19 protein-coding genes are annotated in these 22047 nt (G+C 63.1%); 5 read left to right on the plus strand and 14 right to left on the minus strand.

Going from position 1 to position 22047, the window contains the following annotated elements:
* Nucleotides 1-17 precede the first annotated feature (17 nt).
* Nucleotides 18-1121, minus strand: a complete 1104-nt coding sequence (locus NNA36_RS04250; RefSeq protein ID WP_255104512.1) for a pyridoxal phosphate-dependent aminotransferase — start codon at nt 1119-1121, stop codon at nt 18-20.
* A gap of 130 nt (nt 1122-1251) precedes the next feature.
* On the opposite strand from NNA36_RS04250, the gene NNA36_RS04255 reads away from it, so the two are divergent.
* Nucleotides 1252-2046, plus strand: a complete 795-nt coding sequence (locus NNA36_RS04255) for a crotonase/enoyl-CoA hydratase family protein (protein WP_255104515.1) — start codon at nt 1252-1254, stop codon at nt 2044-2046.
* 1 nt (nt 2047) lies between these two features.
* On the opposite strand, the gene NNA36_RS04260 is transcribed toward NNA36_RS04255, so the two are convergent.
* The 6 genes from NNA36_RS04260 to NNA36_RS04285 form a co-directional block, all read right to left on the minus strand.
* Nucleotides 2048-2374 (minus strand): DUF1992 domain-containing protein, encoded by a 327-nt coding sequence (locus NNA36_RS04260; RefSeq protein WP_255104517.1) that lies wholly within the window; start codon nt 2372-2374, stop codon nt 2048-2050.
* Nucleotides 2375-2386: 12 nt separating this feature from the next.
* Nucleotides 2387-3574: an MFS transporter gene (locus NNA36_RS04265; RefSeq protein WP_255104518.1), complete on the minus strand. Its 1188-nt coding sequence runs from the start codon at nt 3572-3574 to the stop codon at nt 2387-2389.
* A gap of 70 nt (nt 3575-3644) precedes the next feature.
* Nucleotides 3645-6773 carry a valine--tRNA ligase gene (locus NNA36_RS04270; protein ID WP_255104520.1) on the minus strand — a complete coding sequence of 1043 codons (3129 nt, stop codon included), beginning with the start codon at nt 6771-6773 and terminating at the stop codon, nt 3645-3647.
* A 109-nt stretch (nt 6774-6882) separates the two neighbouring features.
* Entirely contained in the window at nt 6883-7707 is an 825-nt protein-coding gene (locus NNA36_RS04275; RefSeq protein WP_255104522.1) for a 3-methyl-2-oxobutanoate hydroxymethyltransferase, read from the minus strand.
* 69 nt (nt 7708-7776) lie between these two features.
* The gene (locus tag NNA36_RS04280) at nt 7777-8775 is read right to left on the minus strand and encodes a sterol desaturase family protein (protein WP_255104524.1); all 999 of its coding nucleotides are present in this window, start codon (nt 8773-8775) and stop codon (nt 7777-7779) included.
* Nucleotides 8776-8808: 33 nt separating this feature from the next.
* Nucleotides 8809-9684, minus strand: a complete 876-nt coding sequence (locus tag NNA36_RS04285; protein WP_255104526.1) for a phytanoyl-CoA dioxygenase family protein — start codon at nt 9682-9684, stop codon at nt 8809-8811.
* Nucleotides 9685-9786: 102 nt separating this feature from the next.
* Between NNA36_RS04285 and NNA36_RS04290 the strand changes: the two genes are divergently transcribed.
* From NNA36_RS04290 to NNA36_RS04300, 3 genes are all read left to right on the plus strand, one after another.
* A complete protein-coding gene (locus NNA36_RS04290; protein WP_255104527.1) occupies nt 9787-10677 on the plus strand; it encodes a LysR family transcriptional regulator in 891 nt (296 codons plus the stop codon).
* Nucleotides 10678-10839: 162 nt separating this feature from the next.
* Entirely contained in the window at nt 10840-13137 is a 2298-nt protein-coding gene (locus tag NNA36_RS04295) for a xanthine dehydrogenase family protein molybdopterin-binding subunit (protein ID WP_255104529.1), read from the plus strand.
* A complete protein-coding gene (locus NNA36_RS04300) occupies nt 13115-14176 on the plus strand; it encodes a DUF2235 domain-containing protein (protein WP_255104531.1) in 1062 nt (353 codons plus the stop codon). The genes NNA36_RS04295 and NNA36_RS04300 overlap by 23 nt, the downstream gene beginning before the upstream one ends.
* Nucleotides 14177-14182: 6 nt before the next feature.
* Here the strand turns inward: NNA36_RS04300 and NNA36_RS04305 are convergent, their stop codons facing one another.
* The 7 genes from NNA36_RS04305 to NNA36_RS04335 all read right to left on the minus strand — a co-directional run bounded on the left by NNA36_RS04305 (nt 14183) and on the right by NNA36_RS04335 (nt 21406).
* Complete coding sequence (locus tag NNA36_RS04305) at nt 14183-14854, minus strand: nitroreductase (RefSeq protein ID WP_255104533.1); 672 nt, start codon at nt 14852-14854, stop codon at nt 14183-14185.
* Between the two features lie 6 nt (nt 14855-14860).
* Nucleotides 14861-15967: a TFIIB-type zinc finger domain-containing protein gene (locus tag NNA36_RS04310; protein ID WP_255104535.1), complete on the minus strand. Its 1107-nt coding sequence runs from the start codon at nt 15965-15967 to the stop codon at nt 14861-14863.
* 83 nt (nt 15968-16050) lie between these two features.
* Nucleotides 16051-17181 (minus strand): SPFH domain-containing protein, encoded by a 1131-nt coding sequence (locus tag NNA36_RS04315; protein ID WP_255104537.1) that lies wholly within the window; start codon nt 17179-17181, stop codon nt 16051-16053.
* Nucleotides 17182-17201: 20 nt separating this feature from the next.
* Nucleotides 17202-18122: a DUF2927 domain-containing protein gene (locus tag NNA36_RS04320; protein ID WP_255104539.1), complete on the minus strand. Its 921-nt coding sequence runs from the start codon at nt 18120-18122 to the stop codon at nt 17202-17204.
* A gap of 8 nt (nt 18123-18130) precedes the next feature.
* Nucleotides 18131-19330, minus strand: a complete 1200-nt coding sequence (locus tag NNA36_RS04325; RefSeq protein ID WP_255104541.1) for a toxic anion resistance protein — start codon at nt 19328-19330, stop codon at nt 18131-18133.
* A gap of 21 nt (nt 19331-19351) precedes the next feature.
* Nucleotides 19352-20230, minus strand: a complete 879-nt coding sequence (locus NNA36_RS04330) for a 5-bromo-4-chloroindolyl phosphate hydrolysis family protein (protein ID WP_255104543.1) — start codon at nt 20228-20230, stop codon at nt 19352-19354.
* A gap of 303 nt (nt 20231-20533) precedes the next feature.
* Nucleotides 20534-21406: a pseudouridine synthase gene (locus NNA36_RS04335; RefSeq protein ID WP_255104545.1), complete on the minus strand. Its 873-nt coding sequence runs from the start codon at nt 21404-21406 to the stop codon at nt 20534-20536.
* Nucleotides 21407-21468: 62 nt separating this feature from the next.
* Here NNA36_RS04335 and NNA36_RS04340 point away from each other — a divergent pair, with 62 nt between their 5' ends.
* A complete protein-coding gene (locus NNA36_RS04340) occupies nt 21469-21921 on the plus strand; it encodes a nucleoside deaminase (protein ID WP_255104547.1) in 453 nt (150 codons plus the stop codon).
* Nucleotides 21922-22047: the final 126 nt, after the last annotated feature.

Raw genomic sequence — 22047 nt, forward strand, 5'->3', positions numbered from 1 at the left:
CGCGTGAGCCTGCGTGATCAGCCGAGTTCCGCCAAGACCTTGGGAAGTTCTTGGGCGAGGATAGCAAGGTCTTCGGGGCGTCCACAGCTGACGCGGATGCAGCGGTTCTGGGGCGCGACAAAGGGCATGCGCACAAAGACGCCGCGTGCCACCAGCCCGTCAAGGACAGCCTTGGCATAGGCCCCGTCGCGACCGCAGTCGATGGCAACGAAGTTGGTGGCCGACGGAAGGGCAGACAGGCCGTTGTCGGTGGCGATTCGGGCAATAGTCTCGCGGGATTCGGCGACGTTTCGGCAGGTTGTGTCCAGCCACGCCTGATCGTTCAGGGCTTCGAGGGCCGCGGCCTGTGCCGCGCGGTTCATGCCAAAGTGATTGCGGATTTTCTCGAAGTTGCGGATGAGATCGGTCGCGCCCATCGCATAGCCGACGCGTGCGCCTGCCATGCCGTAAGCCTTGGAGAAGGTGCGCATGCGGATCACGCGCGGGTCTTCGATGTCGAGGTCCGGCGCGGTGCCTTCGGGGGCAAATTCCACATAGGCCTCGTCAAGAACCAGCAATGTGCCGTCGGGCAATGCGTCGAGCGCCGCCTTGATGCTGTCGCCGGATACCCATGTGCCCATCGGGTTGTCGGGATTGGCGAAATAGACCAGCTTGGCATCGACCTCGGCGGCCCTTGCGATCAGGGCGGGGAGGTCTTCGTGATCGTCCGTGTAGGGCACCTTGTGAAGGACCCCACCGAAACCGGCGACGTGGTAGTTGAACGTCGGATAGGCGCCTTCAGAGGTGACCACCGCGTCGCCCTGTTCCACGACAAGGCGGACGAGGTAGCACAGCAACCCGTCGATGCCTTCGCCCACTACGAGGTTTGGGGGCGCTATGCCGTGATGGGAGGCCAGGGCCTGACGCAGGTCGTGGCTTTCGGGATCGCCATACATCCAGATGCCGTCGGATGCGCCTTTCAAGGCCGCGATCGCGCGGGGCGAGGGGCCGAAGATGTTCTCATTCGCACCAAGGCGGGCGCGGAAGCCTTCGCCTTGGGCGCGTTCCTGGGCTTCGGGGCCGACGAAGGGCACCGTTGCGGGCAATGTCTGGGCGAGGGCGGTATAGCGTGGTCCGGTCATGGGCGGAAAGTGACGCAAGGCCGGTGTCAGGGCAAGCGGGATTTTGCATCGGTTTGTGCCCTCACGTCAGGGTGGATTTCGTTTGGCGCATTGGCGAGACTGCCGCCATCCCAGCCGGAGGAGAGAGCTTATGTCGCGCGTGTCCGTTACCGTTGAAAACCACATTGCCCGTGTCACCCTGACCCGCGGTGACAAGATGAACGCGCTGGACCCGAAGATGATCGACGCGATCATCGAGGCCGGGGAGAGCCTGATCGAGCGGACGGATGTCCGCGCCGTGGTTCTGTCTGGCGAGGGCGAGTCCTTTTGTGCGGGGCTGGACGTGATGAGCTTTGGCGCGCTCGCGATGCAGGATCCGGTCGAGGTTCTGGTGCCGCGCAGCCACGGCGACAGCAACCGGTTCCAGCAGGTCTGCATGGTCTGGCAGAAAGTTCCCGTTCCGGTGATCGCGGCATTGCAGGGCGCGGTGCTGGGCGGCGGTTTGCAGATCGCGCTTGGGGCGGACATTCGCATCGCCGCGCCGGGAACGCGCCTGTCGGTTCTCGAGATGAAGTGGGGTCTGGTACCGGACATGGGCGGGATGGTGATCCTGCCGCGCCTGTTGCGCTCTGACGTGTTGCGTAAACTGACCTATACCAACGAGATGGTGGATGCCGCGCAGGCCGAGGCCTGGGGGCTGGTGACGGAACTGGCTGACGATCCGCTGGCCGCGGCGATGGCGCTGGCCGAGCAGATCGCGGGTAAGAGCCCCTCGGGTATCCGCTCGGCGAAGGCGCTGATTGGCTATGCCGAGGCGCATCTGCATGACGTGGATGCGGTGCTGGTCGAGGAAAGCAAGGCGCAGGCCGCCCTGATCGGCAAGCCGCACCAGATGGAAGTGATTGCCGCCAACATGCAGAAGCGGGCGCCGGTGTTCAAAGACTGACCTAGCGCAGGAACTTGCGGTAGGCGTCGCGCTCCATTTCATAACGCATTTCCAGATCGGCGATTTTCGCCATCAGGTCTTTGCGCTGTTCCGGGTCCGTGCAGTCGCGATAAGCGGCGCGGGCCTTTTCGAGGTCTTCCTTCAGGGCAAATTCACGCGGGACCACGCCGGCTTCGGCCATGATGCGGTGGCCTGCGGCGGTTGCGGGATCCTCGAACAGGTGGCGTTCGGGCAGCGGTTTGCCTTCGCCAGCAAGGCCCGACAACTGGCCCTCGGCCTCTGCCTTGAGGATCTGCCGTTCGATGAGTTTTCGAAGTCCGCCAAGCATGGGGGACTTATATCATTTCGCGGCGGGTTTGCGACCTGCAAAGAAGGTTGCCACTGCCAGTGCCCCGAACAGGGCCATGGTGATCGGGATGGCGCGGTGTGATCCGTCGAAGATGACCGAGGCCAGGGCCGCGCCTGCCGCGCCGAACCCCATCTGGATCGCGCCCATCAGCGAGGCGGCAAAGCCGGGCATTTCGCCTGCGGGTTCCATCGCCAGCGCGACGGAGGTGGGAAGGACCATGCCGAAGGAGATTACGTAGAGGCAGATCATGCCCCAGTAGAGTGGCAGCGTCGGTGTGGTGGCGACCGTCGCTAGGCTGACGAGCGTTGCCACGCCCATCAGTGCGACGGCCATGGCGTTGACGCGGGCAACGGGAATGTCGCGCAGGAGGCGGCGGATGGTCATGGCGCCTGCGGTGTTGGAGAGGGCCGCAAGGGCAAAGAGCGAGCCGAAGGCCTGTGGCGAGACCTCGTAGACCGTTTCCGTCAGGACCGCCCCGACCGAAAGCATGGCCGAATAGCCGGCGAAAGCGAAACTGCCCAGAAGCATCGGGATCAGGAAGGCCTTCATCGACATCAGCTTGCGCGAAGCGGTGGAGACGAAGCCATAGGTAAAGCGTTCGGGGCGACGCTGGCCGCCGGTCTCTTCCAGAAGGAAGATCGTGTAGAGCAGGAAGACGATGCCCAACCCGCCAAGCGCCCAGAAGATCGCGCGCCATTCGAACAGCACCAGCATACCGGAGCCGAAAACCGGAGCGATCAGGGTGGCAATGGTCAGGATGGCGGTGAGCACGGCCAGTGTCTTGGCGGCCTCGTTGCCCGAGGAGACATCCCGTACCATGGCGCGTGCGATGACCGGGGTGCCACCGGTGAGGCCCTGAAGGGCGCGCATCCAGATCAGGAATTCGAAGGTCGGCGCCATGGCACAGGCGATGGTCGAGGCGGTGAAGCCGATGAGCGCGAGGATCAGCGCAAGACGGCGGCCAAAAGCGTCCGAGAACAGGCCCCAGAACAGCTGACCCACCGCGTAGGCAATGAAGTAGGCCCCGATCAACAGAGATCCCATCGCGTCTTCGACACCAAAGTCGCGCGCAATCACGCCGGTTGCGGGCAGGACGATGTCGATGGAAATCGCGGTGAGGGCGGTGATGCCCCCGAAAAAGATCAGCGCATCAGAACGGTCAAAGGCGGATTTGGACATGGGGCCTCGTGAAAGGAAAAGGGCGCCCCTTGGTGGGACGCCCTGAAAGGTTGTTCATATGTTAAGGGAGTTAGCCGATCTCGGCAAGGCGTTCCAGGGCAGCCTTGAGCTTGGCTTCTTCCTCTTCGCGGGCGGCGAGGTTCTCGCGGGCTTCTTCAACCACTTCTTCCGGGGCCGAGGCCACGAATTTCGGGTTGTTGAGACGGCCGCGCAGGCCACCCAGTTCCTTGGCGAGTTTGCCAAGGGTCTTTTCGAGACGGGCCTTTTCTTCGTCCACGTCGATGATGTCGGCCAGCGGCAGGCCGAAGGTGCCGCCCTCGACGGCCACGGTGGCGCAGCCTTTGGGGAATTCGGTAACCTCGGTCAGGCTGTCGATGCGGGCCAGCTTCATGATCAGCGCCTCGTTGCGCGCCCATGCGCCCTTGCCTGCCTCGTCCAGCTGGCTGACCAGCATCGGCACCTTGAGACCGGCCGGAACGTGCATCTGCGACCGGGCCGAACGGACGTTTTCAATCACCGAGATCACCCAGTTCATTTCGCGGTCGGCTGCATCGTCTACCAGATCGGTGCCGTAGGCCGGCCAGTCGGCGTGAACCAGCATACCCTCGCGGCTTGCGGTTTCGCCCCAGAGCTCTTCGGTGATGAAGGGCATGATCGGGTGCAGCATGACAAGACACTGGTCAAGAACCCAGCCCATGGTGGCGCGGGTTTCGGCCTTGATGGCGTCGTCTTCGCTGTTCAGCAGCGGCTTGGAGAATTCCACGTACCAGTCGCAGACCTTGCCCCAGACAAAGGCATAGAGGCCAAGGGCCGCATCGTTGAAGCGGAAGCTGTCAAAGGCGGCATCGACAGTTTCGCGGATTTTCGCGGTTTCGCCGATGATCCACTTGTTCACGGTGGCCGTTGCGGCGGGAACCTCGGCCGAAGGCGCGCCGTTTGCGTAGACTTCGTTCATCTCGGCAAAGCGAACGGCGTTCCAGATCTTGGTGCCGAAGTTGCGGTAACCCGCGATACGCTGCATGTCGAGTTTCAGAACCCCACCCAGCGAGGCCATGGCCGCGTTGGTGAAACGCAGGGCGTCGGCACCGTATTCGTCGATGATTTCCAGCGGGTCGACCACGTTGCCGGTGGATTTCGACATCTTCTTGCCCTTGGCATCGCGGACGAGGCCGTGCAGGTAGACGGTGTCGAACGGGATCTGATCCACGACGGCGAGTTGCATCATCATCATCCGGGCCACCCAGAAGAACAGGATGTCCTGACCGGTGATGAGGGTCGAGGTCGGGAAATACTTCTGCATCTCCGAGGTGTCCTCGGGCCAGCCAAGCGTACCGATCGGCCAGAGACCGGAGGAGAACCAGGTGTCGAGGACGTCGGCATCGCGCCAAACCGGGTAGACCAGTTTGGTGGGGTCCTGGCTGACTTCGTATTCGGCCAGAGCGGCCGCGAACTTCTGGATCGCCTCGGCGCGGTCCGCGACTTCGATCACGGTTGCGTTGTTGAGCGGCGTCGGCAGCGCAGCTTCGACGTCGGCGAACTGGGCTTTCACTTCATCAAAGCTGGCGGCGCAGTGATGGGTCTCGTCGCCGATCAGAAGTTGCTGGTCGGCCAGCAGACGACCCATTTCCACGAGGTCGAGGACACCGTCGCCTTCGTCGTCATAGACACCCTGAGCCTTGAGGTTCAGGCCATACCAAACCGGGATCTGGTGGCCCCACCAGAGCTGACGGGAGATACACCAGGGTTCGATGTTTTCCAGCCAGTGGTAGTACACCTTTTCGCCGCTTTCCGGCAGGATTTTCACGTCACCGTTGCGCACCGCATCCAGCGCCGGGCCGACAACTTTCTCGGCGTCGACGAACCATTGGTCGGTCAGCATCGGTTCGATGACCACCTTGGAGCGGTCGCCGAAGGGCTGCATGATCGGCTTGTTCTCGACGTAGGGCACCATCTGTTCAACGAGGTTGCCGTCTTCGTCGGTACTGCTTTCCTTGACCATCACCGCGAGGCCTTCGTCGGTGATCTGCTGGACCACGATCTTGCGGGCTTCGAAACGGTCGAGGCCGCGAATGTCGTCGGGCACGAGGTTGATGGCGTCGACCTCGTTCTCGGTGAAGGCGGCACCTTTGGCGTGCCCCTGTGCCTTGGCGGCTTCGTCCGCATAGGGCGCGCCGTCGGCGCGCATGTGGCCCTTCATGTCCATCAGGCGGTACATCGGGATGCCACCACGTTTGGCGACCTGATAGTCGTTGAAGTCATGCGCGCCGGTGATCTTTACCGCACCCGAGCCGAAATCGGGATCGGGGTATTCATCGGTGATGATCGGGATCAGGCGGCGATGTTCTTTCGGGCCGACGGGGATTTCGCAGAGCTTGCCCACGATGGGCGCATAGCGTTCGTCCGACGGGTGCACCGCAACCGCGCCGTCGCCCAGCATGGTTTCGGGGCGGGTGGTGGCGATCGAGATGTAATCGCGCTCTTCCTCGAGGATGACGTTGCCGTCTTCGTCTTTCTCGACGTAGGTGTAGGTCGCGCCACCGGCCAGCGGGTATTTGAAGTGCCACATGTGGCCTGCGACTTCGATGTTCTCGACTTCGAGATCCGAGATCGCGGTTTCAAAATGCGGGTCCCAGTTCACGAGGCGTTTGCCGCGGTAGATGTAGCCCTTGTTGTACATGTCAACGAAGACCTTGATGACGGCATCGTGGAAGTTGCCGTGGGCTTCGTCTTCGGGGGCGCCGGGGGCGCCGGACATGGTAAAGGCGGTGCGGCCAAAGTCGCAAGAGGCGCCAAGGCGCTTGAGCTGGTTGATGATGGTGCCGCCGGACTGGGCTTTCCAGTCCCAGACCTTTTCAAGGAACTTCTCGCGGCCCAGATCGCGGCGGCCCGGTTCGCCCGCTTCGGCCAGCTTGCGCTCAACCACCATCTGGGTGGCGATGCCCGCGTGGTCGGTGCCCGGCTGCCAGAGGGTGTCAAAGCCCTGCATGCGTTTCCAGCGGATCAGGATGTCCTGAAGCGTGTTGTTGAAGGCGTGCCCCATGTGCAGAACGCCAGTCACGTTCGGGGGCGGGATCATGATGCAATAGGTAGAGGCACCGGGTTTTGCATTGGCGCCCGCGGTGAAACATCCGGCCTTTTCCCAGGCCTCGTAAAGACGGCCTTCGGCTTCGGCCGCGTTGAAGGTTTTTTCCATCGCCATGGGTTCGTGATCCTGCGTGAAGAAATGGTTTGGGATCACTTATCGAATGCATGGGCAAAGGGAAAGCGGGCTTTGGGGAAAATGGTCCAAAGCCCGCGGTTTTGTGGCCTCAGAGCTTGTCGAGGGCCTCGTTCAGCTTGTCGAGTTCTCCGTCTTTCATGGTGATCGACTGTGCGGGGTAGGGGAAGTTGTGGCTGGTGACCTCGGATTGGAAGGCTTTCAGGGCGTCCACGCGCTCGGCGTACATCTGTTCGTGAAGGCGGACGAGGTTGCCGAAGGCGTGGGCGTGGCGTGGCGGGTTTTCGGCTTCGCCGCAGATGTCGGCCATGAAGAGAAAGATCACGTCGCCCGCGTTGCCCGACCCAAGCGAGATGGTGACCATCGAGGTCCGGTCGTTCAGCAGGCGCAGGGTGTCTTCGGCGACGCATTCGATTTCGCAGGCAAAGGCACCCACGTCTTCGTATCGCTTGAAGGTGCGCAGGAGTTCCATCGCGCCTTCGGCGGTGCGCCCATAGGCCCGCAGGCCCCCGACCCAGTGGCTGATCGTCGGGACAAGGCCCATGTGGACCTGTACCGGAATGCTCTCCTTGGCGAGCATTTCGACGATGTCGTAGGAGCGGTTGGTGTAATACATGTCCGCGCCGCGCTCCATGCAGTCGATGGCATGGCGCAGGATTTCCTCTTTGGTGGCGAACTGGCCCCATGTGATGCCGACGCCCTGAAAGTGGGTGGGGGCGGTCTGGCGGGCCATGTCGAGCTGCGTGTCCCAAACCGTGAGCAGGTCGATGCCCGCATCGACACAGGCGCGGATTTCAACCTCGTTGGCGGGGTTGCACATGGTCAGACGCTTGCCCGAGCCCTTGAGGTCGATCAGATCGCGGACGGTGTAGTTGCGTTGCGCCGGTTTGCGGCCGAAGTCGTAGATGTTTCTCATTTCCTGTCCTGTTCGCTTGGATGGGAAAGGGCGGCACAGAGCCGCCCTTGTCGGGTTGGGTGAGTGGGGTCAGTTGGTGGACCAGATCTTGCGCCGGCGTTCCTTGACCAGTTCGTTGCCGTCATCCGAGCCGTCGTGGAAGGTGTTGAACCACTTGTCCCATGGCGTCTCCCAGGTGCCATAGTTGCAGTCGAAGAACCGGTGGTGAAGCTGGTGGAAGAAATCCCCCATCGGCAAGTTCACCCGCTTGCCGATCTTCACATGTTCGAACCCTGCGTGGCTGGTCGGGGCGCCGATCAGGTGGTGGAAGATCAGGAACAAGACGTGCAGCGGATTGGCGGCGATCAGGAAGAAGATCATCGTGTCAAACAGCAGAAAGAAGCTTTCGACAGGGTGCATTGCAAGGCCGGACCACGGGCCGGTGTTGATGTTGCGATGATGCCAGGAATGCACCCAGGTATAGAGCTTGCCAACGTGCAGCAGGCGGTGCAGCCAGTAGAAGTGAAACCCCGCCCAGATCGGGATCAGCAGGATCAGGGCGAGGAACCAGACGGGGTTGCTTTCAAAGGTGATCATGCGCGCCCAGCCGTTGGCATAGGCGTACCACATCAGGGCCTCCCAGAAGGTCACGAACAGGAGCGCAGGGCCGAGTGTCCAGAACATGTTGTCCCAGACCTGGTTCCTGAAGGTGAAGGCGCGGGCGCCTTTCATCATCGGGCGCATGTCATAGCGGTAGTCGTCGTCCTGCACGCGGTATTTCCAGAGTGCGAGGTGCAGGCCCCCGGCGATGATCAGCAGGATCACGAGATCGCGCAGCCAGATCTCGAAGATCCAGTCGAACGCCAGTGTTTGGGTGCGTTCGAGATCGGGAGTGAACCATGTCCAGACGACGACGGCCATCAGGAGGATGAAGAAGCGTTGCGCAATCGGGTTCCAGCTTGCCAGCAGGTATTTGACCGAGGCCAGGGGGCGCAGCGGCCAGTCCCAGTAGGGGGCGAGTTGCAGCGGCAGCTGGGGGGTGTAGTTCCAGAGTTGCCGTTTGGGGCGGGGCGTGGGCGTGTCAGTCATGTGTTTGTCTTGGCTTGAGAAATTCGCGTTGGCTCAGTCGTAACTGGCCTTCTGGTCCGACCCCTTCATCAGGATCGCGTTTTGCGCGTCCCGAATGGTTTCGAACATGGCAAGGCTGTCGGCGGAAAAGTCCGAGGCGGCGCCGTCGTAGTGGTGGAAATTGCCGAACCGGTCCTCGCCCCGCACCAGCATGGCATAGTCCTTCGCACCACCCATCTGTGCCATGTCGGGGCGCAGGAAGCGCATGGCGATGGCGATGCGGCGGTCGTCGCTGGTGTTGGGCCCCGAGCCGTGGATGGTGAGACCGTGGTGCAGGGACATCTGGCCGGGCTGGAGTTCGACGCTGACGCGGTCTTCGGGGGCGACCTCGACCTTGATCTCCTGTCCGCGCGACAAGAGGTTGTTGTCTCCGTGCGTGTCCTGATGCGGCAGGATCGGGTTCTTGTGACTTCCCGCGACGAACTCCATGCACCCCGAGGCAATGGTGGCGGGGGACAGGGCGATCCATGCCGTGACCAGACCGTCGATTTCGCCCATGCCCCAATAGGTCAGATCCTGGTGCATCGAGACATAGGCGCTGGTGTGGGGTTCCTTGATGAAAAGTTCTGCGCCCCAAAGCAGGATGTCGGGGCCAAGAATACCTTCGACCACGTTCAGCACGCGTGGGTCAGAGGCGATGCGGGCGGCAAGGGAGATGGTGCAGTTGGCGTTGAGGCGCTTGTAGGTGTTGAGGGGGCGGGGCAGGTCCGCATCGAGCCAGTTGGCTTCGAGGGTTTCCAGCTCGTGGCGCAGCGTGGCGGCCTCCTCCTCGGAGATCACCTGCATCGGGAAGAGATACCCGTCTTGCCAGTAGTTGTCTTTCTGGGATGCGTTTAAGTGCCCGTTTTCAAGGGGTTGCAGGTTTGTCATCGGGTTGGTCCTGTGTCGCTTTGGGGCAGGTTAGCGCAAGTGATCGGGATCGCAGCACGATGGTTCTTGCGGGAGAGGCTAAGTTTTGCTTAGCCTTGAGGCATGACCAGTCGCATTCCCTCCCTCAACTGGCTGCGAGTCTTCGAGGCCGCGGCACGCACCCAGAGTTTCGCCCGGGCGGCGGCGCAGTTGCATATGTCGCCAGCGGCGGTGAGCCAGCAGGTGAAGGCGCTTGAGGATCGGTTGGGCCTGCCGCTGTTCCAGCGCAAGGCGCAGGCGGTGGTGCTGACCGAAGCGGGGCGGGCCTATCTGCCGCCGGTGCAACAGGCGCTGATGACACTGGAGGGGGCGACCGAGGCCCTGTTCGGAGCAAGCCGCGAGCAGGGGCTTTACGTGCAATGCGTTCTGATCTTTGCGCATGGTATCCTCGCGCGGGGTGTCGAGGCCTTTGAAGCGGCCAATCCGGGGGTGTCGCTGGTTCTGTCAACGGGCAATTCGGCCTCTGATTTCGACAGCAGTTTCAGTGACTTGAAGATTGTTTTTGGAAACCCGCATTCGTTTGGCGCAGAAAGTGACCGGATCATGGGAGAGCGGTTGTTTCCGGTGGCCCGCCCGGAGGTTGCGGCGCAGATCACGCAGCCTTCGGACCTTTTGAACTGGCCTCTGGTCGAGGTGGCGTCGCATCGATCAGGGTGGACGCAGTTCCTTGACGAGACGCGGGTGATGCCGGGGCAGAGGCGGATGATGCACGCCGACAGCACCATCATGTCGATGCGGATTGCCGAGGCAGGCCAAGCTGTTGCGCTGGCGCGGTCTCCGGCCAGTGATGCGGTGATGAAGGGGGGCGGATTGGTGCCCTGCCTGCCGGGTGTCGAGGTTGCGGGCAGTGAGGCGTATCATCTGGTTTACGACAGCCTGAGCGGTTTGCGCCCCCCTGCGCGGCGGTTCCGGGAATGGCTTTTGGACTGGGTGAAGGCGCAGGGCTGGACCTGAGCAAGGGGCCGAAAAACGGCATATGTATCACGTCGGTATTACGTCGGTATTGCGGCGGTGCGAAAATGGCCAAGGGCCTTGTTGTGCCGTTGCGTTTCGGGTGGACAGTCTGGCGATGGAGCCTAGAGTTGCCATTAACATGTTAGGCGCGAGGGGAGTGGCATGGAAAAGTTTGGACGCAGCCAGTCAGTGAAACGGATCGAGGACCTGCGGTTCCTGCGCGGTGAGGGGCAGTATGTCGATGACGTCGCGCCGCGGGATGCGCTGTTTGCGGTCTTTTTCCGGTCGCCGGTGGCCCATGCGGTGATCACCGAGCTGGATGTCGAAGACGCGCGGGAGGCCGATGGCGTTCATGCGGTTCTGACCCATGCCGATCTTGCGGCGGCGGGCATGAAGACCGAGATGTTTGCGGTGACGCTTGAGAACCGCGACGGTAGCCCAGCGGCGGCACCTGTGCGGCATATGCTTGCCAAGGACAGGGTGCGCTTTGTGGGCGAACCGGTGGCCATTGTCGTGGCCGAAAGCGCCGAGCAGGCCCGCGATGCGGCCGAGATGATCATGTTCGATTATGAAGACCTGCCCGTGCACATGGCCCGCGAAGCCGGCGGCGAGGCGCTGCACGAGGATGTGGCCGACAACCGGGCTTTTGACTGGGAACTTGGGGACGAGGCCAAGGTGGCGGCTGTGTTCGACAGCGCGGCGCATGTGGTTTCGCTGGAGGTGGATGACAACCGGGTGATCGTGAACCCGCTAGAGACCCGCGGCTGTTTTGCCGAATGGGACGGCGGGCGGCTGCATGTCTCGGTGAACGCGCAGGGCGTCTGGGTGCCCAAGGATCAGCTGGCGGCGGCTTTTGGCGTGGCGAAAGATCTTGTGCGGGTGACCAACCCCGATGTGGGCGGCGGTTTCGGCATGAAGGCGATGGTGCATCCCGAGATGTTCTCGGTCGCGGAGGCGGCGCGGGTCACGGGGCGGGCAGTGCGCTGGATGGCGGACCGGAGCGAGGCGATGCTGGCCGACAATGGCGCGCGTGACTTGGTGTCGATGGTCGAGATGGCCTTTGACACCGATCACAAGGCGATTGGCTACCGAGTACACAGCAAGTGCAACCTCGGGGCCTATAACTCGCAGTTCGGGCAGATCATCCAGACCCGCCTGTTCAGCCGCGTGCTGGCCGGTGTCTATGATCTTCAGGACACCTATCTGCGGGTGGAGGGGATCTATACCAACACCTCGCCCGTGGATGCCTATCGCGGGGCTGGTCGCCCCGAGGCGATCTATGTGCTGGAGCGGCTGATGGATCGGGCGGCGCGGGAGTTGGGTGTGGACCCGTGGGAGCTGCGCCGCAAGAGTTTCATTCCGAGCGATGCCTTTCCCTATGCGGCCTCAACAGGCGAAACCTATGACGTGGGGGACTTCGAACGGGTGCTGGCGCGGGTTGACGGGCTGTCGGATCGCGCGGGCTTTGAGGCGCGCAAGGCAGAGAGCGCGGCGCGGGGCAAACTGCGTGGTCAGGGCCTGTGTTACTATATCGAAAGTATTCTCGGTGATCCTTCGGAAGGCGCGAAGATCGAATTCAACGAGGATGGCACGGTGACGATATATGTCGGTACGCAAAGCAACGGGCAGGGGCACGAAACTGTCTATGCTACGTTCCTTTCGGATCAGACCGGCATTCCTGTCGAGAAAATCGCGGTTGTTCAGGGCGACAGTGACCGGATTGCCAAGGGCGGCGGCACCGGTGGGTCGCGGTCTGTGACGACGCAGGCCAATGCCACGCTGGCGACCGTGTCGAAGATGATCGCCGCAATGGTGCCCTATTTGTCGGATAAGATGGGGGTCGACGAAAGCGCGATCCGGTTTGACGACGAACGCTTTCGCGCGGAGGGGTCGAACCTGACCCCAAGCATGTTGGAGGTCGCCGAAATGGCACGGGCAGATGGCCGTCACGATCTTTTGACCCACGAGGAGCGGGCCACTCTCGAGGCGCGGTCCTTCCCAAATGGTGCCCATGTCTGCGAAGTTGAAGTCGACCCGGAAACCGGTATGGTAGAGGTTGACCGATATACGGTCGTCGATGATTTCGGCAATCTTATCAACCCGATGCTGGCCGAGGGGCAGGTGCATGGGGGTGTTGCCCAGGGTGTCGGCCAGGCGCTGATGGAACATGTGGGCTATGATGAGGATGGGCAACTGCTCACGGCAACGTTCATGGACTATGCGATGCCAAGAGCCAATGATTTGCCTATGTATGTGTTTGACACCGAGGCCGTGCCGTCAACAGCCAATCCGATGGGGATGAAGGGCTGTGGCGAGGCCGGAACGGTTGGCGCGATGGCGGCAACGGCAAACGCGGTACAGGATGCCCTGTGGGAACGGGGCGTGCGGCAGGCGGATATGCCATTCACGCCGCAAAGAGTATGGGAACTGTTGAAGGATGGATCTGTCACGGCTCAGTAAGAGGGTATTCGGATGGCTCGGGCGACCGCTGCGCGAGGACCATACGAAGACGCGCAAGCGCGGGCCGCAGACCCATGTGATCATCCTTGATGGCACCATGTCGACGCTTGAGCCGGGGTTCGAGACCAATGCCGGGCGGACCTTTCGGCTGTTGCAGGAAATGAACGGGCAGATGACCCTCTACTACGAGGCGGGCGTGCAGTGGCAAAGCTGGCGCAACACGCTGGACGTGATGATGGGGCGGGGATTGAACCGGCAGATCCGCCGCGCCTATGGGTTTCTGGCGTCCCGTTATCGCCCGGGCGACCGGATTTTCCTGTTCGGCTATTCGCGCGGGGCGTTTGCGGTGCGATCGCTGGCCGGGGTGATTGACCGGGTTGGCCTCGTGAAGGCCTCCTGCGCGACAGAGCGCAATATCCGGCAGGTTTACCGGCTTTATGAATGCAATCCGGACGGCGATGCGGCGCGGGCCTTTGCAGCGGAGCATTGCCATCCCTATACCGAGGTCGAGATGATCGGGGTTTGGGACACGGTCAAGGCGCTGGGCCTGCGGTTGCCGGTGTTGTGGCGTTTCACGGAAGAGCGCCACGCCTTTCACAACCACCACCTTGGCCACTCGATCCGGCACGGGTTTCACGCTTTGGCGCTGGACGAAACGCGGGAAGTGTTTGAACCCGTCATGTGGGAATGTCCGCAGGGCTGGGGAGGGCGGGCAGACCAGGTGTGGTTCCGCGGCTCGCATGGGGACATCGGCGGGCAACTGGGTGGTTTCGAAGAGGCGCGGCCGCTGGCCAATGTGCCGCTGGTCTGGATGCTGGAGAATGCCGAGACCTGTGGCTTGCCCTTGCCCGAGGGGTGGCGGGACCGCTATCCGATGGATGCGGATGCGCCTTCGGTGGGCACCTGGCAGAGCTGGGGCAAGATGTTCCTGTTCCGCAAGGGCCGTGTTGTTGGCAATGACCGGTCAGAGCGCATTCACGAAACGGCGCGCGGCCATGTGGATGTCACATCCATCAAGGCCTTGCAGATGGCCGAGTAGACCTGCCTAGTCGCGCCAGTCGACCATTTCCGCGAGCGTTGCCCGTTCGGTGCGAAAGCCGTTGGCGGGGTGTGTATCATCCCGATAGCCAAAGGAGATGGCGGCGAGGATCAGCTGGTCTTCGGGGATCTCGAAATGGGCGCGTACGGTATCGGCATAGAAGGCGAGGGCCGCCTGCGGGATGGTGGCGATGCCCTGTGACTGGGCGCTGAGACAGAAGGCGGTGATGAAGCCGCCGCAATCCAGCGCACCGTAGGCACCGAGTTCTGCCGCCGTGGTGATGAGCGCGACGTGCGGTGCGCCAAAGAAGGCATAGTTCTCGCGCATCTGGGCGGTGCGGCCGGCCTTGTCCGCACGTTCGATCCCGACAGCTTCGTAGAGTTGCAGGCCGCAGGTCTGGCGGCGGGCCTTGCGGGCGCCGCTATAGCCGGAAGGGGGCGGGAAATCGGTGGTGGCGCTTTCGCTGTCAAAGGCCGTGAGCATGACCTTGCGAAAGGCCTCGGTTGCCTCGCCCGACGTGACGGTGACCTGCCACGGCTGGGCATTGCACCACGAGGGTACGCGGCCTGCATCGGCGAGGATGGTTTCGATCACCGGGCGCGGCACGGGATCGGGGCGGAACCCACGGCAGGAATGGCGGGTGGTCAAAAGTTCTTGCAGGGTGGAATGCGGTGTCATTGTCATCTATTGGTTCTGGGCCACGAAATAGCCGATGGTTCCGGCAAGGATCAGGCCGAGGATCACCGCGAAGGTGATTTTCCAGGCCGACCACGGGCGTTCGCCCTGGACCCGGCCTGTCTGGCCGTTGACCACGAAGCGATAGCTTTTGCCGCGGTATTTATAGGCCGCGAGCCAGACCGGAAGCAGGATGTGCTTGAAGGTGACGTCGCTGACCGTGGTGTCGATGCGGTGAATTTGCTGACGGTCGCCGCCGATGTCAAAACGGACGTCGCGTTCGATGGAGCGGTCCATGATGGCGCGGGCCTCATCATAGCCTTCGTCCAGTTCGACGGTGTAGGCCTCGGCGCGGAACCCGGCGAGGTATTCGGGGCTATAGGGCTGGAGGGCGCCGAGATCCCAGGGTTGCAGCGCGTCGGTATAGCGTTTGGGCAGGGCGCGGGAGGCGAGGACCAGCACGTCATCGAAGAAGCGCGCGGTGCGGCCCGAGACCGGCGTCCAGCGGATTTTCTGCACCTGCCGCTGTTCGCGTTTGCCATCGACCATCACGGACTGGGATTCGTAGTAGACGATGCCGCGCTGGCCGGAGTAGCGCGATTTCGTGTCGGCGTCGTAGGTCCAGTAGGGAACATAGATGCCTTCGAGGCGGCGGCCCTTGCGGGCGTATTCCTGAAGGCCGTTGGGCGCGAACCAGAGGCGGCCCAGCCAGTCGTTCATCGCCTCGCGGGCGGCGCGTTCGTTCATGGCAAAGGGCAGGACCGCGCGGGGTTTGATGTGCCGGTTGGTGCCGGTGTCGGCCACGATGGGCGTGGCGCAGAAAGGGCATTCGGCGGCATGGGTGGCGGGGTCGAATTCGACCGCCGCGGCGCAGTTCGAACAGGTGGCCACGCGGGTTTCCTCGATCTCCTGCGCGGGCAGCTGATCGGCCAGCGCCTTGCGAAAGTCGAGTTCGCGGATCGCGGGGCCGCCTTCTTTCATCGCCACGCTGTGCCCGCAGTGATCGCAGGTCAGCTGGCCGTTTGTCGGATCGAAACGGTAATCGGCACCGCATTGTTCGCAGGGAAAGCGGTGCAGGTCTTCTGGCGTTGGGGGTGGTGGCGGGGTCGCGACCATGGATTTTCTTGCCTCCGGCGGGAGTATTTCAGGTGCATTGAAGGCGCAAAGGCCGGTTTGTGCAAGAGGGGTCTGCCCCGGTGTCAGGCACCGGGGGGTGGCGGCGGCAGGATGGTGAAGAGCTGCGCCAGCTCAGCCACGTCTTCGGCGTGTTTCCAGCCATCCTGGCCGGCGGTCCAGACGTAGGTTTCGCGGGTGATCTCCCCAGCGGTTGCCATCCGCCCCAGCGCGGCCTTGGAGAAGGGACCCTTGGTGGCGCCGTTCTCGGCGATGTGCCAGACGTGTTCGACCGGCGGAGGCGGTGGTGGGGCCGCCTGTGCCGCTTGCGGTGCCGGTGCAGCTGTCGCAGGGGCCGCGCCCCAGGGGCCGGTGTTGGCCATCTGCTGGGCCATGGCCATGCCCATTCCCATGCCGAGGCCCGCGCCCATGCCGGAGTTCGGGGTTTGCGCCGCAGCGGTCATGGCTTCGGCGGCGGAAAACTGGGTGTAGCGGCCAAGATCGCCGGCGATGCCCATCGAGGTGCGCTTGTCCATCGCCTCTTCGACGGCGGGGGGCAGCGAGATGTTCTCGATATAGAGTTCGGGCATGGTGAGGCCGTATTCCGACAGGGTGCCGGAGATTTCGGCGGCGACCAGTTTGCCGAGGTCGGCGGTGTTGGCTGCCATGTCGAGGACGGGGATGCCTGAGCCGGCAATCACGCGCGAGAATTCCTGAACGATGATGTTGCGGATCTGGTAGGAGATCTCGTCCATGGTGAACTCGCCGTCGGTGCCGACGATTTCGGTCAGGAAGCGGGCGGGATCGGTGATGCGGATGGCATAGGTGCCATAGGCGCGCAGGCGAACGGGGCCGAATTCCGGATCGCGGCAGATGATCGGGTTCTTGGTGCCCCATTTCAGATCGGCAAAGCGGGTCGTGTTGACGTAGTAGATTTCCGATTTGAAGGGGGATTTGAAGCCGTGATCCCAGTGGTTGAGGGTGGTCAGGATCGGCATGTTGTTGGTCTCGAGCATGTAGAGACCGGGGGTGAAGACATCGGCCAGCTGGCCTTCGTGGACGAAGACGGCGGCCTGGCCTTCGCGCACCGTCAGCTTGGCGCCGTATTTGATCTCGTGGCCTTCACGCTCGAACCGCCAGACCATTGTATCGCGGGTGTCGTCCACCCAATGGATGACGTCGATGAATTCACCGGTGAGAAAATCGAAGATGCCCATGGGTCAGGTCTCCTTCAGGTTCAAAGGTTTTGGCCCGTCTGTTCGCGGGCGAGGATGCGGATGATGGGGCGGGCCTGTTCGAGGGGCATGCCGATGGACAGGCGCGGATCGTAGAGGATGCGCAGGAGGGCCTCGTCGTGGGTGGTCAGCAGTGCGAATTCGTCGTCGTCGTTGAAGATCGAGGGACGGGCTTCGGGGCTGTCGTTGGCGAGGCCGAGGCCCTGCGAGATTTCCTCGTGGTAGCAGGATTTGCGCAGGAGGTCGGGGTGTTCGGCGCGCACCAGCGCGATGGCGGTGCGGTAATCGTTGTCGTCATCGGGGCGCGAGAAGGCCACGACGAGGCAATGGATCGAGCGCGGCAGGTTGCGGAACAGCGAAAGCGTCGAGGTGCTGGCGCCGGGGATGATGGTGTTGACGCGATCGAGCAGGTAGTCGCGGTCGTCCTCGCCCATGACCATGACGTGGAAGTTGGTGCGCCGGTTGGCCATGCTGATCGGGTGGCCGGTGATCGTGGCAAGGCGGGCTGTGAAATCCGAGACGATTGCCGTGTCTTCGCTGCGAATGGCCTGTGGCACGCTTGGGCCGAATTCGACGGCGAGGCGCACGGGGCGCGACCAGCGGCGCAGGGTGCCGGCCTCGCCCGAGGAACGTTCGAGGCCCTGACCGCGGGCATATTCGTCGAAGAAGGCGATTTGCTCGAAGTTGCGGGCCAGCATGTCGGCGGTAAAGGGCGTGTCCGGGCCGCCGCCATCGGTGCGCAGGAGGCCGCGGGTCAGGAGATCGGTCTCGGTATGGGCATAGTAGACACGCAGCTGTTCCGAAGCCGCCGAGGTGGTCGGCGGCTTGGGGGTGGTTTGGCCGGGGCGGCTCGGGAGCAGGTCGTCGCAGGCGGCCAGGGCCGTCAGAGCGATCAGGAGAAAGGTGGTCTTGAGCCGCGTCACTTGGGGTATCAGGCTCCCGGAACGGAAGTGGCGGCGGTGTCGCCAAGGCCGGTCTGCTTGGCCTTGGCGGCGGCGAGGGTGTCGCGCAGGTCGGCTTCCATCTTCTTGAGGTCTTCCTCGGCGGCGGCACGGCGGGCCTTGCCTTCATCGGCGATTTGCAGGCTTTCCTCGATGGTGCCGATCAGGTCGGCGTTGGCCTGTTTGACCGCCTCGATATCAAAGACGCCGCGTTCCATTTCCTCGCGGATCATCTTGTTGGACTGGCGCAGGTTGGCGGCGTTCGAGGTCAGGAGTTCGTTGGTCAGGTCATTGGCGTCGCGCACGGCAGCGGCGGCTTCGGCGCTGCGCTGAATGGTGACGGCCTGTGCCAGCTGGGTTTCCCAGAGCGGTACGGTGTTGACCAGAGTCGAGTTGATCTTGGTGACCAGCGACTTGTCGTTTTCCTGAACCAGTCGGATCGAGGGCAGGGACTGCATGGTGACCTGACGGGTGAGTTTCAGGTCATGCACGCGGCGTTCGAGATCGTCCCGCGCTGCGCGCAGGTCGCGCAACTCCTGGGCCTTCATCACCTGATCGTTCTCGTCTGCGGCCTGAACCTCGGCTTCCTTGGCCGGGATGTCATTGGCATCAAGATCGGCGATCTTGGCCTCGCCCGCGGCGATGTAGAGGGCCAGTTCGTCATAGAAGCTCAGGGTCTTTTCGTAGAGCAGGTCGAGCGACTTGATGTCCTTGAGAAGCGTGTGTTCGTGTTCCAGAAGGTTGTCGGTAATGCGGTCGATCTGGTCCTGCACCTGTTCGTAGCGCGCGGTGAACTTGGCAAAGGGCGCGGCGCGGCCCAGCAGCTTTTCCCAGAAGGAGCGTTCACGGCGCACGTCGAGTTCGGAGATCGAGAAACCGCGGATGGTGGTGACGATGTTGCGCAGGGAGTCGCCCGCGGGGCCGACATCCTTGTTGCGGACGTCCTGAAGCATGGCCTGGCTGATTTCCTGCAGTTCGGCCTGTGCGGCCGAGCCGAAATGCACAATCGAGGTGGTGTCGGTCATGTCGAGTTCGCCCATGCGGCGGGTGATCTCGGCCGAAAGTGGCGCATCGGCATCGGCCAGGGCGATTACCGCGTTGGCCTCGGTGGGTTCGGGCAGGATCACGGCGGTCACCTGATCCACTTCGGCCAGCGCGGCCTCGGCCTTTTGACGAACTGTGTCAGACATAAAACTTCCCCCTTGTTGGGCTTACAGGGTGTCGCGGGCGACACCTTCGCGCTGCAACCTGTCGCGCAGCACTTCAATTTCGATTGTCAGGTCGCTCTTGTCATCCAGCAAGAGCTTTTCGGTGCGGGCGGCGAAATTCTGCTCCAGATCGTCGAGCAGCGCCTCGTAATCGTCCCGTGCGGCGGTATCGCGCTTGCGGGCGTAGATGTCGGCGAACTTGACCGTGGCATCGCGGGCACCGCGCAAATAGACGCTCAGGTACTTGCGGGCGGCGCTCAGGTCGCGGGGGTCTTCCTCGACCGTGCGGAAGAGATCGCGGACGGTGGTCTGGAACTGCGCGACGCGGCCTTCAAGGCGGCGGTCGCCACAGCGCAGGATCGCGTCTGTCATGGCGGTGAGGTGTTTCTCGGCCTCTTCCACGGCGCGGGCGACGCGGTCGGTCTGGTAGAGATCGACGCCTTCGATGCCCTTGTCCTTGAGCGGATCGAGGCCGAAGGCAAAGCCGTGCAGAAGGGTGCCGATCACCGCATAGATGGCCGGCGCGATGATGCCGCCAGTGGCGGCCCAGCCGGCCAGCGCCAGGCCGGCACCGGTGAGAACAGAGCCTGCCATCTTGCGCGGAAAGGCGGGACGGCGGGCAACCTTGCGGGCTTCATAAGCCTCTTGCGCCAGCAGGCCTTCGCGGGTCAGCCATGCGGCCAGCAGAAGAAGGCCAAGCGCGGCAAGGTTCAGGGCAAGCTGCACCGGGCCGTTGCCGAAGGCCTGCCAGATCAGGGGCAGGGGGGCGATGAACAGCAGGTTCACGCGGCCACCAACGCGGCTGCGGCGGGCGTTCTGGAAGGTGCCCGAGGCCCCTGCGTTTCCGTCGGGGCTGTACTTGCCGCCAAATTTCTGAGCCATCAGACGCCTCCTGCGATGGAAACGTAGACGATCAGTATGACAAGAAGACCAAAGGCAAGTTTTTGCAACGTCGTGCCGGTCATGTGGTTCCATCCCCTCGTAAACCTGCCAGAAACCTAGGAGTTTCGGCGGGTTTTCGCTAGGGGGAAGATTGGTGCTTGGGCGTCAGATTGCCAATGCGGTGTTCGGCATTTGGGCAAGGGGACAAGGAATGGTCGTCAATCGCGCATCTGGCCAACGCTGTTTCCGACGCGGTTAGAGACGGTCCTGTGGGCTTCGGACGATGTCAAACGGCAGGTCGACCTAGCGGCGCGGTCCCTTGCGAGGAGGTTTGGCACTCTTAGACGTGCCGGGTTTGCCCGGGCGCGCGCCGTCTCGTGCCGTGGGCTTGGGGCCGGGTTTGCGTTTGCGGGTTGGCTTGGGGCGTTCTTCGGCGGGCTTGGCCCCGTCGAGGCCAAGCTGGTCGCGCATGACGCGGCGGCGCACTTCCTCGACCTCACCGGATTTCAGGTTGCCCAACTGGAACGGCCCGTAGGAGACCCGCATCAGGCGGTTCACCGGCAGGCCGACGGCCTCCATTGCGCGGCGGATTTCGCGGTTGCGGCCTTCGCGGATGCCGACGGTGAGCCAGGCGTTGGCGCCCTGCTGGCGATCCAGCGAGACCTGCATGGGCTGAAAGGTCTCGCCGTCGATGGTGATGCCCTTGCGCAGCGGGGTGAAAGTGTCTTCGGTGGGCCTGCCGTTCACGCGGACGCGGTATTTGCGCAGCCAGCCTGTCGCCGGCAACTCGAGCTGGCGTTTGACGCCGCCGTCGTTGGTGAGCAGCAGCAGGCCCTCGGAGTTGAGATCGAGGCGGCCGACCGACATCACGCGGGGCAGGTCTTCGGGCAGGTGATCAAAGATCGTCTCGCGGCCCTGTTCGTCCTTGTGGGTGGTCACGAGGCCGGTGGGCTTGTGATAGAGCCAGAGTCGCGCGGGTTCCGGTTCGGCCAGCGGCTTGCCGTCGACAAGGATGCGGTCGCGGCCGGTCACGTTCAGCGCCGGACTGTCGATTGTCTTGCCGTTAACCGCAATGCGGCCAGCTTCGATCATGCGTTCGGCTTCGCGGCGGCTGGCAACACCGGCGCGGGCGAGGACCTTGGCGATGCGGTCGCCTTTGGGGGTATCTGTGCTCATGGCAGGGCCATAGCGTGGATTGGGGGATTGCGAAAGGGGGCTTGTCGGGGGTACGGGAGGGCATGGCGTTTCGCAGTTTCATGCATATCGCGCTGGAAGAGGCGCGGGCGGCGGCCGATCGGGGCGAGGTTCCGGTGGGGGCGGTCGTGGTCTCTCCTGCGGGCGAGGTGGTGGCGCGGGCGGGCAACCGGACCCGCGAGCTGAGCGATCCGACGGCGCATGCGGAAATCCTTGCGATGCGCGCGGCCTGTCGGGCGATTGGCTCGGAACGTCTTGTAAATCATGATCTTTTTGTCTCGCTTGAGCCGTGCCCCATGTGCGCGAGCGCGATTTCACAGACCCGGATCGCGCGGCTTTACTATGGTGCCTCCGATCCCAAGTCGGGCGGCGTCGCGCAGGGTCCGCGCGTGTTTTCCCATCCGCAAAGCCACCATGTGCCCGAGGTCTATGACGGCCTCGCGGCACAGGAATGCGAAGACCTGCTGAAGCGGTTCTTCGAGGCGAGAAGGGGCTGAAAATCAACGTCGGTATCACGTCGGTATTGCGACGGTATCACGGAGGTGCGGTTTTCCGGCATGGGTTGAGGCCCGGTTAACCCGCGTCGTCCCGGTTCACATACCATTAAGGTTAACGCCTTGTTC

It is taken from the genome of Shimia sp. CNT1-13L.2, from assembly GCF_024331145.1.
Taxonomy (GTDB): Bacteria; Pseudomonadota; Alphaproteobacteria; order Rhodobacterales; family Rhodobacteraceae; genus Shimia.

Coding starts and splice junctions, on each gene's coding strand:
- NNA36_RS04250 (WP_255104512.1), bottom strand. CDS start 1,121: ATGACCGGACCACGCTATACCGCCCTCGCCCAGACATTGCCCGCAACG.
- NNA36_RS04255 (WP_255104515.1), top strand. CDS start 1,252: ATGTCGCGCGTGTCCGTTACCGTTGAAAACCACATTGCCCGTGTCACC.
- NNA36_RS04260 (WP_255104517.1), bottom strand. CDS start 2,374: ATGCTTGGCGGACTTCGAAAACTCATCGAACGGCAGATCCTCAAGGCA.
- NNA36_RS04265 (WP_255104518.1), bottom strand. CDS start 3,574: ATGTCCAAATCCGCCTTTGACCGTTCTGATGCGCTGATCTTTTTCGGG.
- NNA36_RS04270 (WP_255104520.1), bottom strand. CDS start 6,773: ATGGCGATGGAAAAAACCTTCAACGCGGCCGAAGCCGAAGGCCGTCTT.
- NNA36_RS04275 (WP_255104522.1), bottom strand. CDS start 7,707: ATGAGAAACATCTACGACTTCGGCCGCAAACCGGCGCAACGCAACTAC.
- NNA36_RS04280 (WP_255104524.1), bottom strand. CDS start 8,775: ATGACTGACACGCCCACGCCCCGCCCCAAACGGCAACTCTGGAACTAC.
- NNA36_RS04285 (WP_255104526.1), bottom strand. CDS start 9,684: ATGACAAACCTGCAACCCCTTGAAAACGGGCACTTAAACGCATCCCAG.
- NNA36_RS04290 (WP_255104527.1), top strand. CDS start 9,787: ATGACCAGTCGCATTCCCTCCCTCAACTGGCTGCGAGTCTTCGAGGCC.
- NNA36_RS04295 (WP_255104529.1), top strand. CDS start 10,840: ATGGAAAAGTTTGGACGCAGCCAGTCAGTGAAACGGATCGAGGACCTG.
- NNA36_RS04300 (WP_255104531.1), top strand. CDS start 13,115: ATGGATCTGTCACGGCTCAGTAAGAGGGTATTCGGATGGCTCGGGCGA.
- NNA36_RS04305 (WP_255104533.1), bottom strand. CDS start 14,854: ATGACACCGCATTCCACCCTGCAAGAACTTTTGACCACCCGCCATTCC.
- NNA36_RS04310 (WP_255104535.1), bottom strand. CDS start 15,967: ATGGTCGCGACCCCGCCACCACCCCCAACGCCAGAAGACCTGCACCGC.
- NNA36_RS04315 (WP_255104537.1), bottom strand. CDS start 17,181: ATGGGCATCTTCGATTTTCTCACCGGTGAATTCATCGACGTCATCCAT.
- NNA36_RS04325 (WP_255104541.1), bottom strand. CDS start 19,330: ATGTCTGACACAGTTCGTCAAAAGGCCGAGGCCGCGCTGGCCGAAGTG.
- NNA36_RS04330 (WP_255104543.1), bottom strand. CDS start 20,230: ATGGCTCAGAAATTTGGCGGCAAGTACAGCCCCGACGGAAACGCAGGG.
- NNA36_RS04335 (WP_255104545.1), bottom strand. CDS start 21,406: ATGAGCACAGATACCCCCAAAGGCGACCGCATCGCCAAGGTCCTCGCC.
- NNA36_RS04340 (WP_255104547.1), top strand. CDS start 21,469: ATGGCGTTTCGCAGTTTCATGCATATCGCGCTGGAAGAGGCGCGGGCG.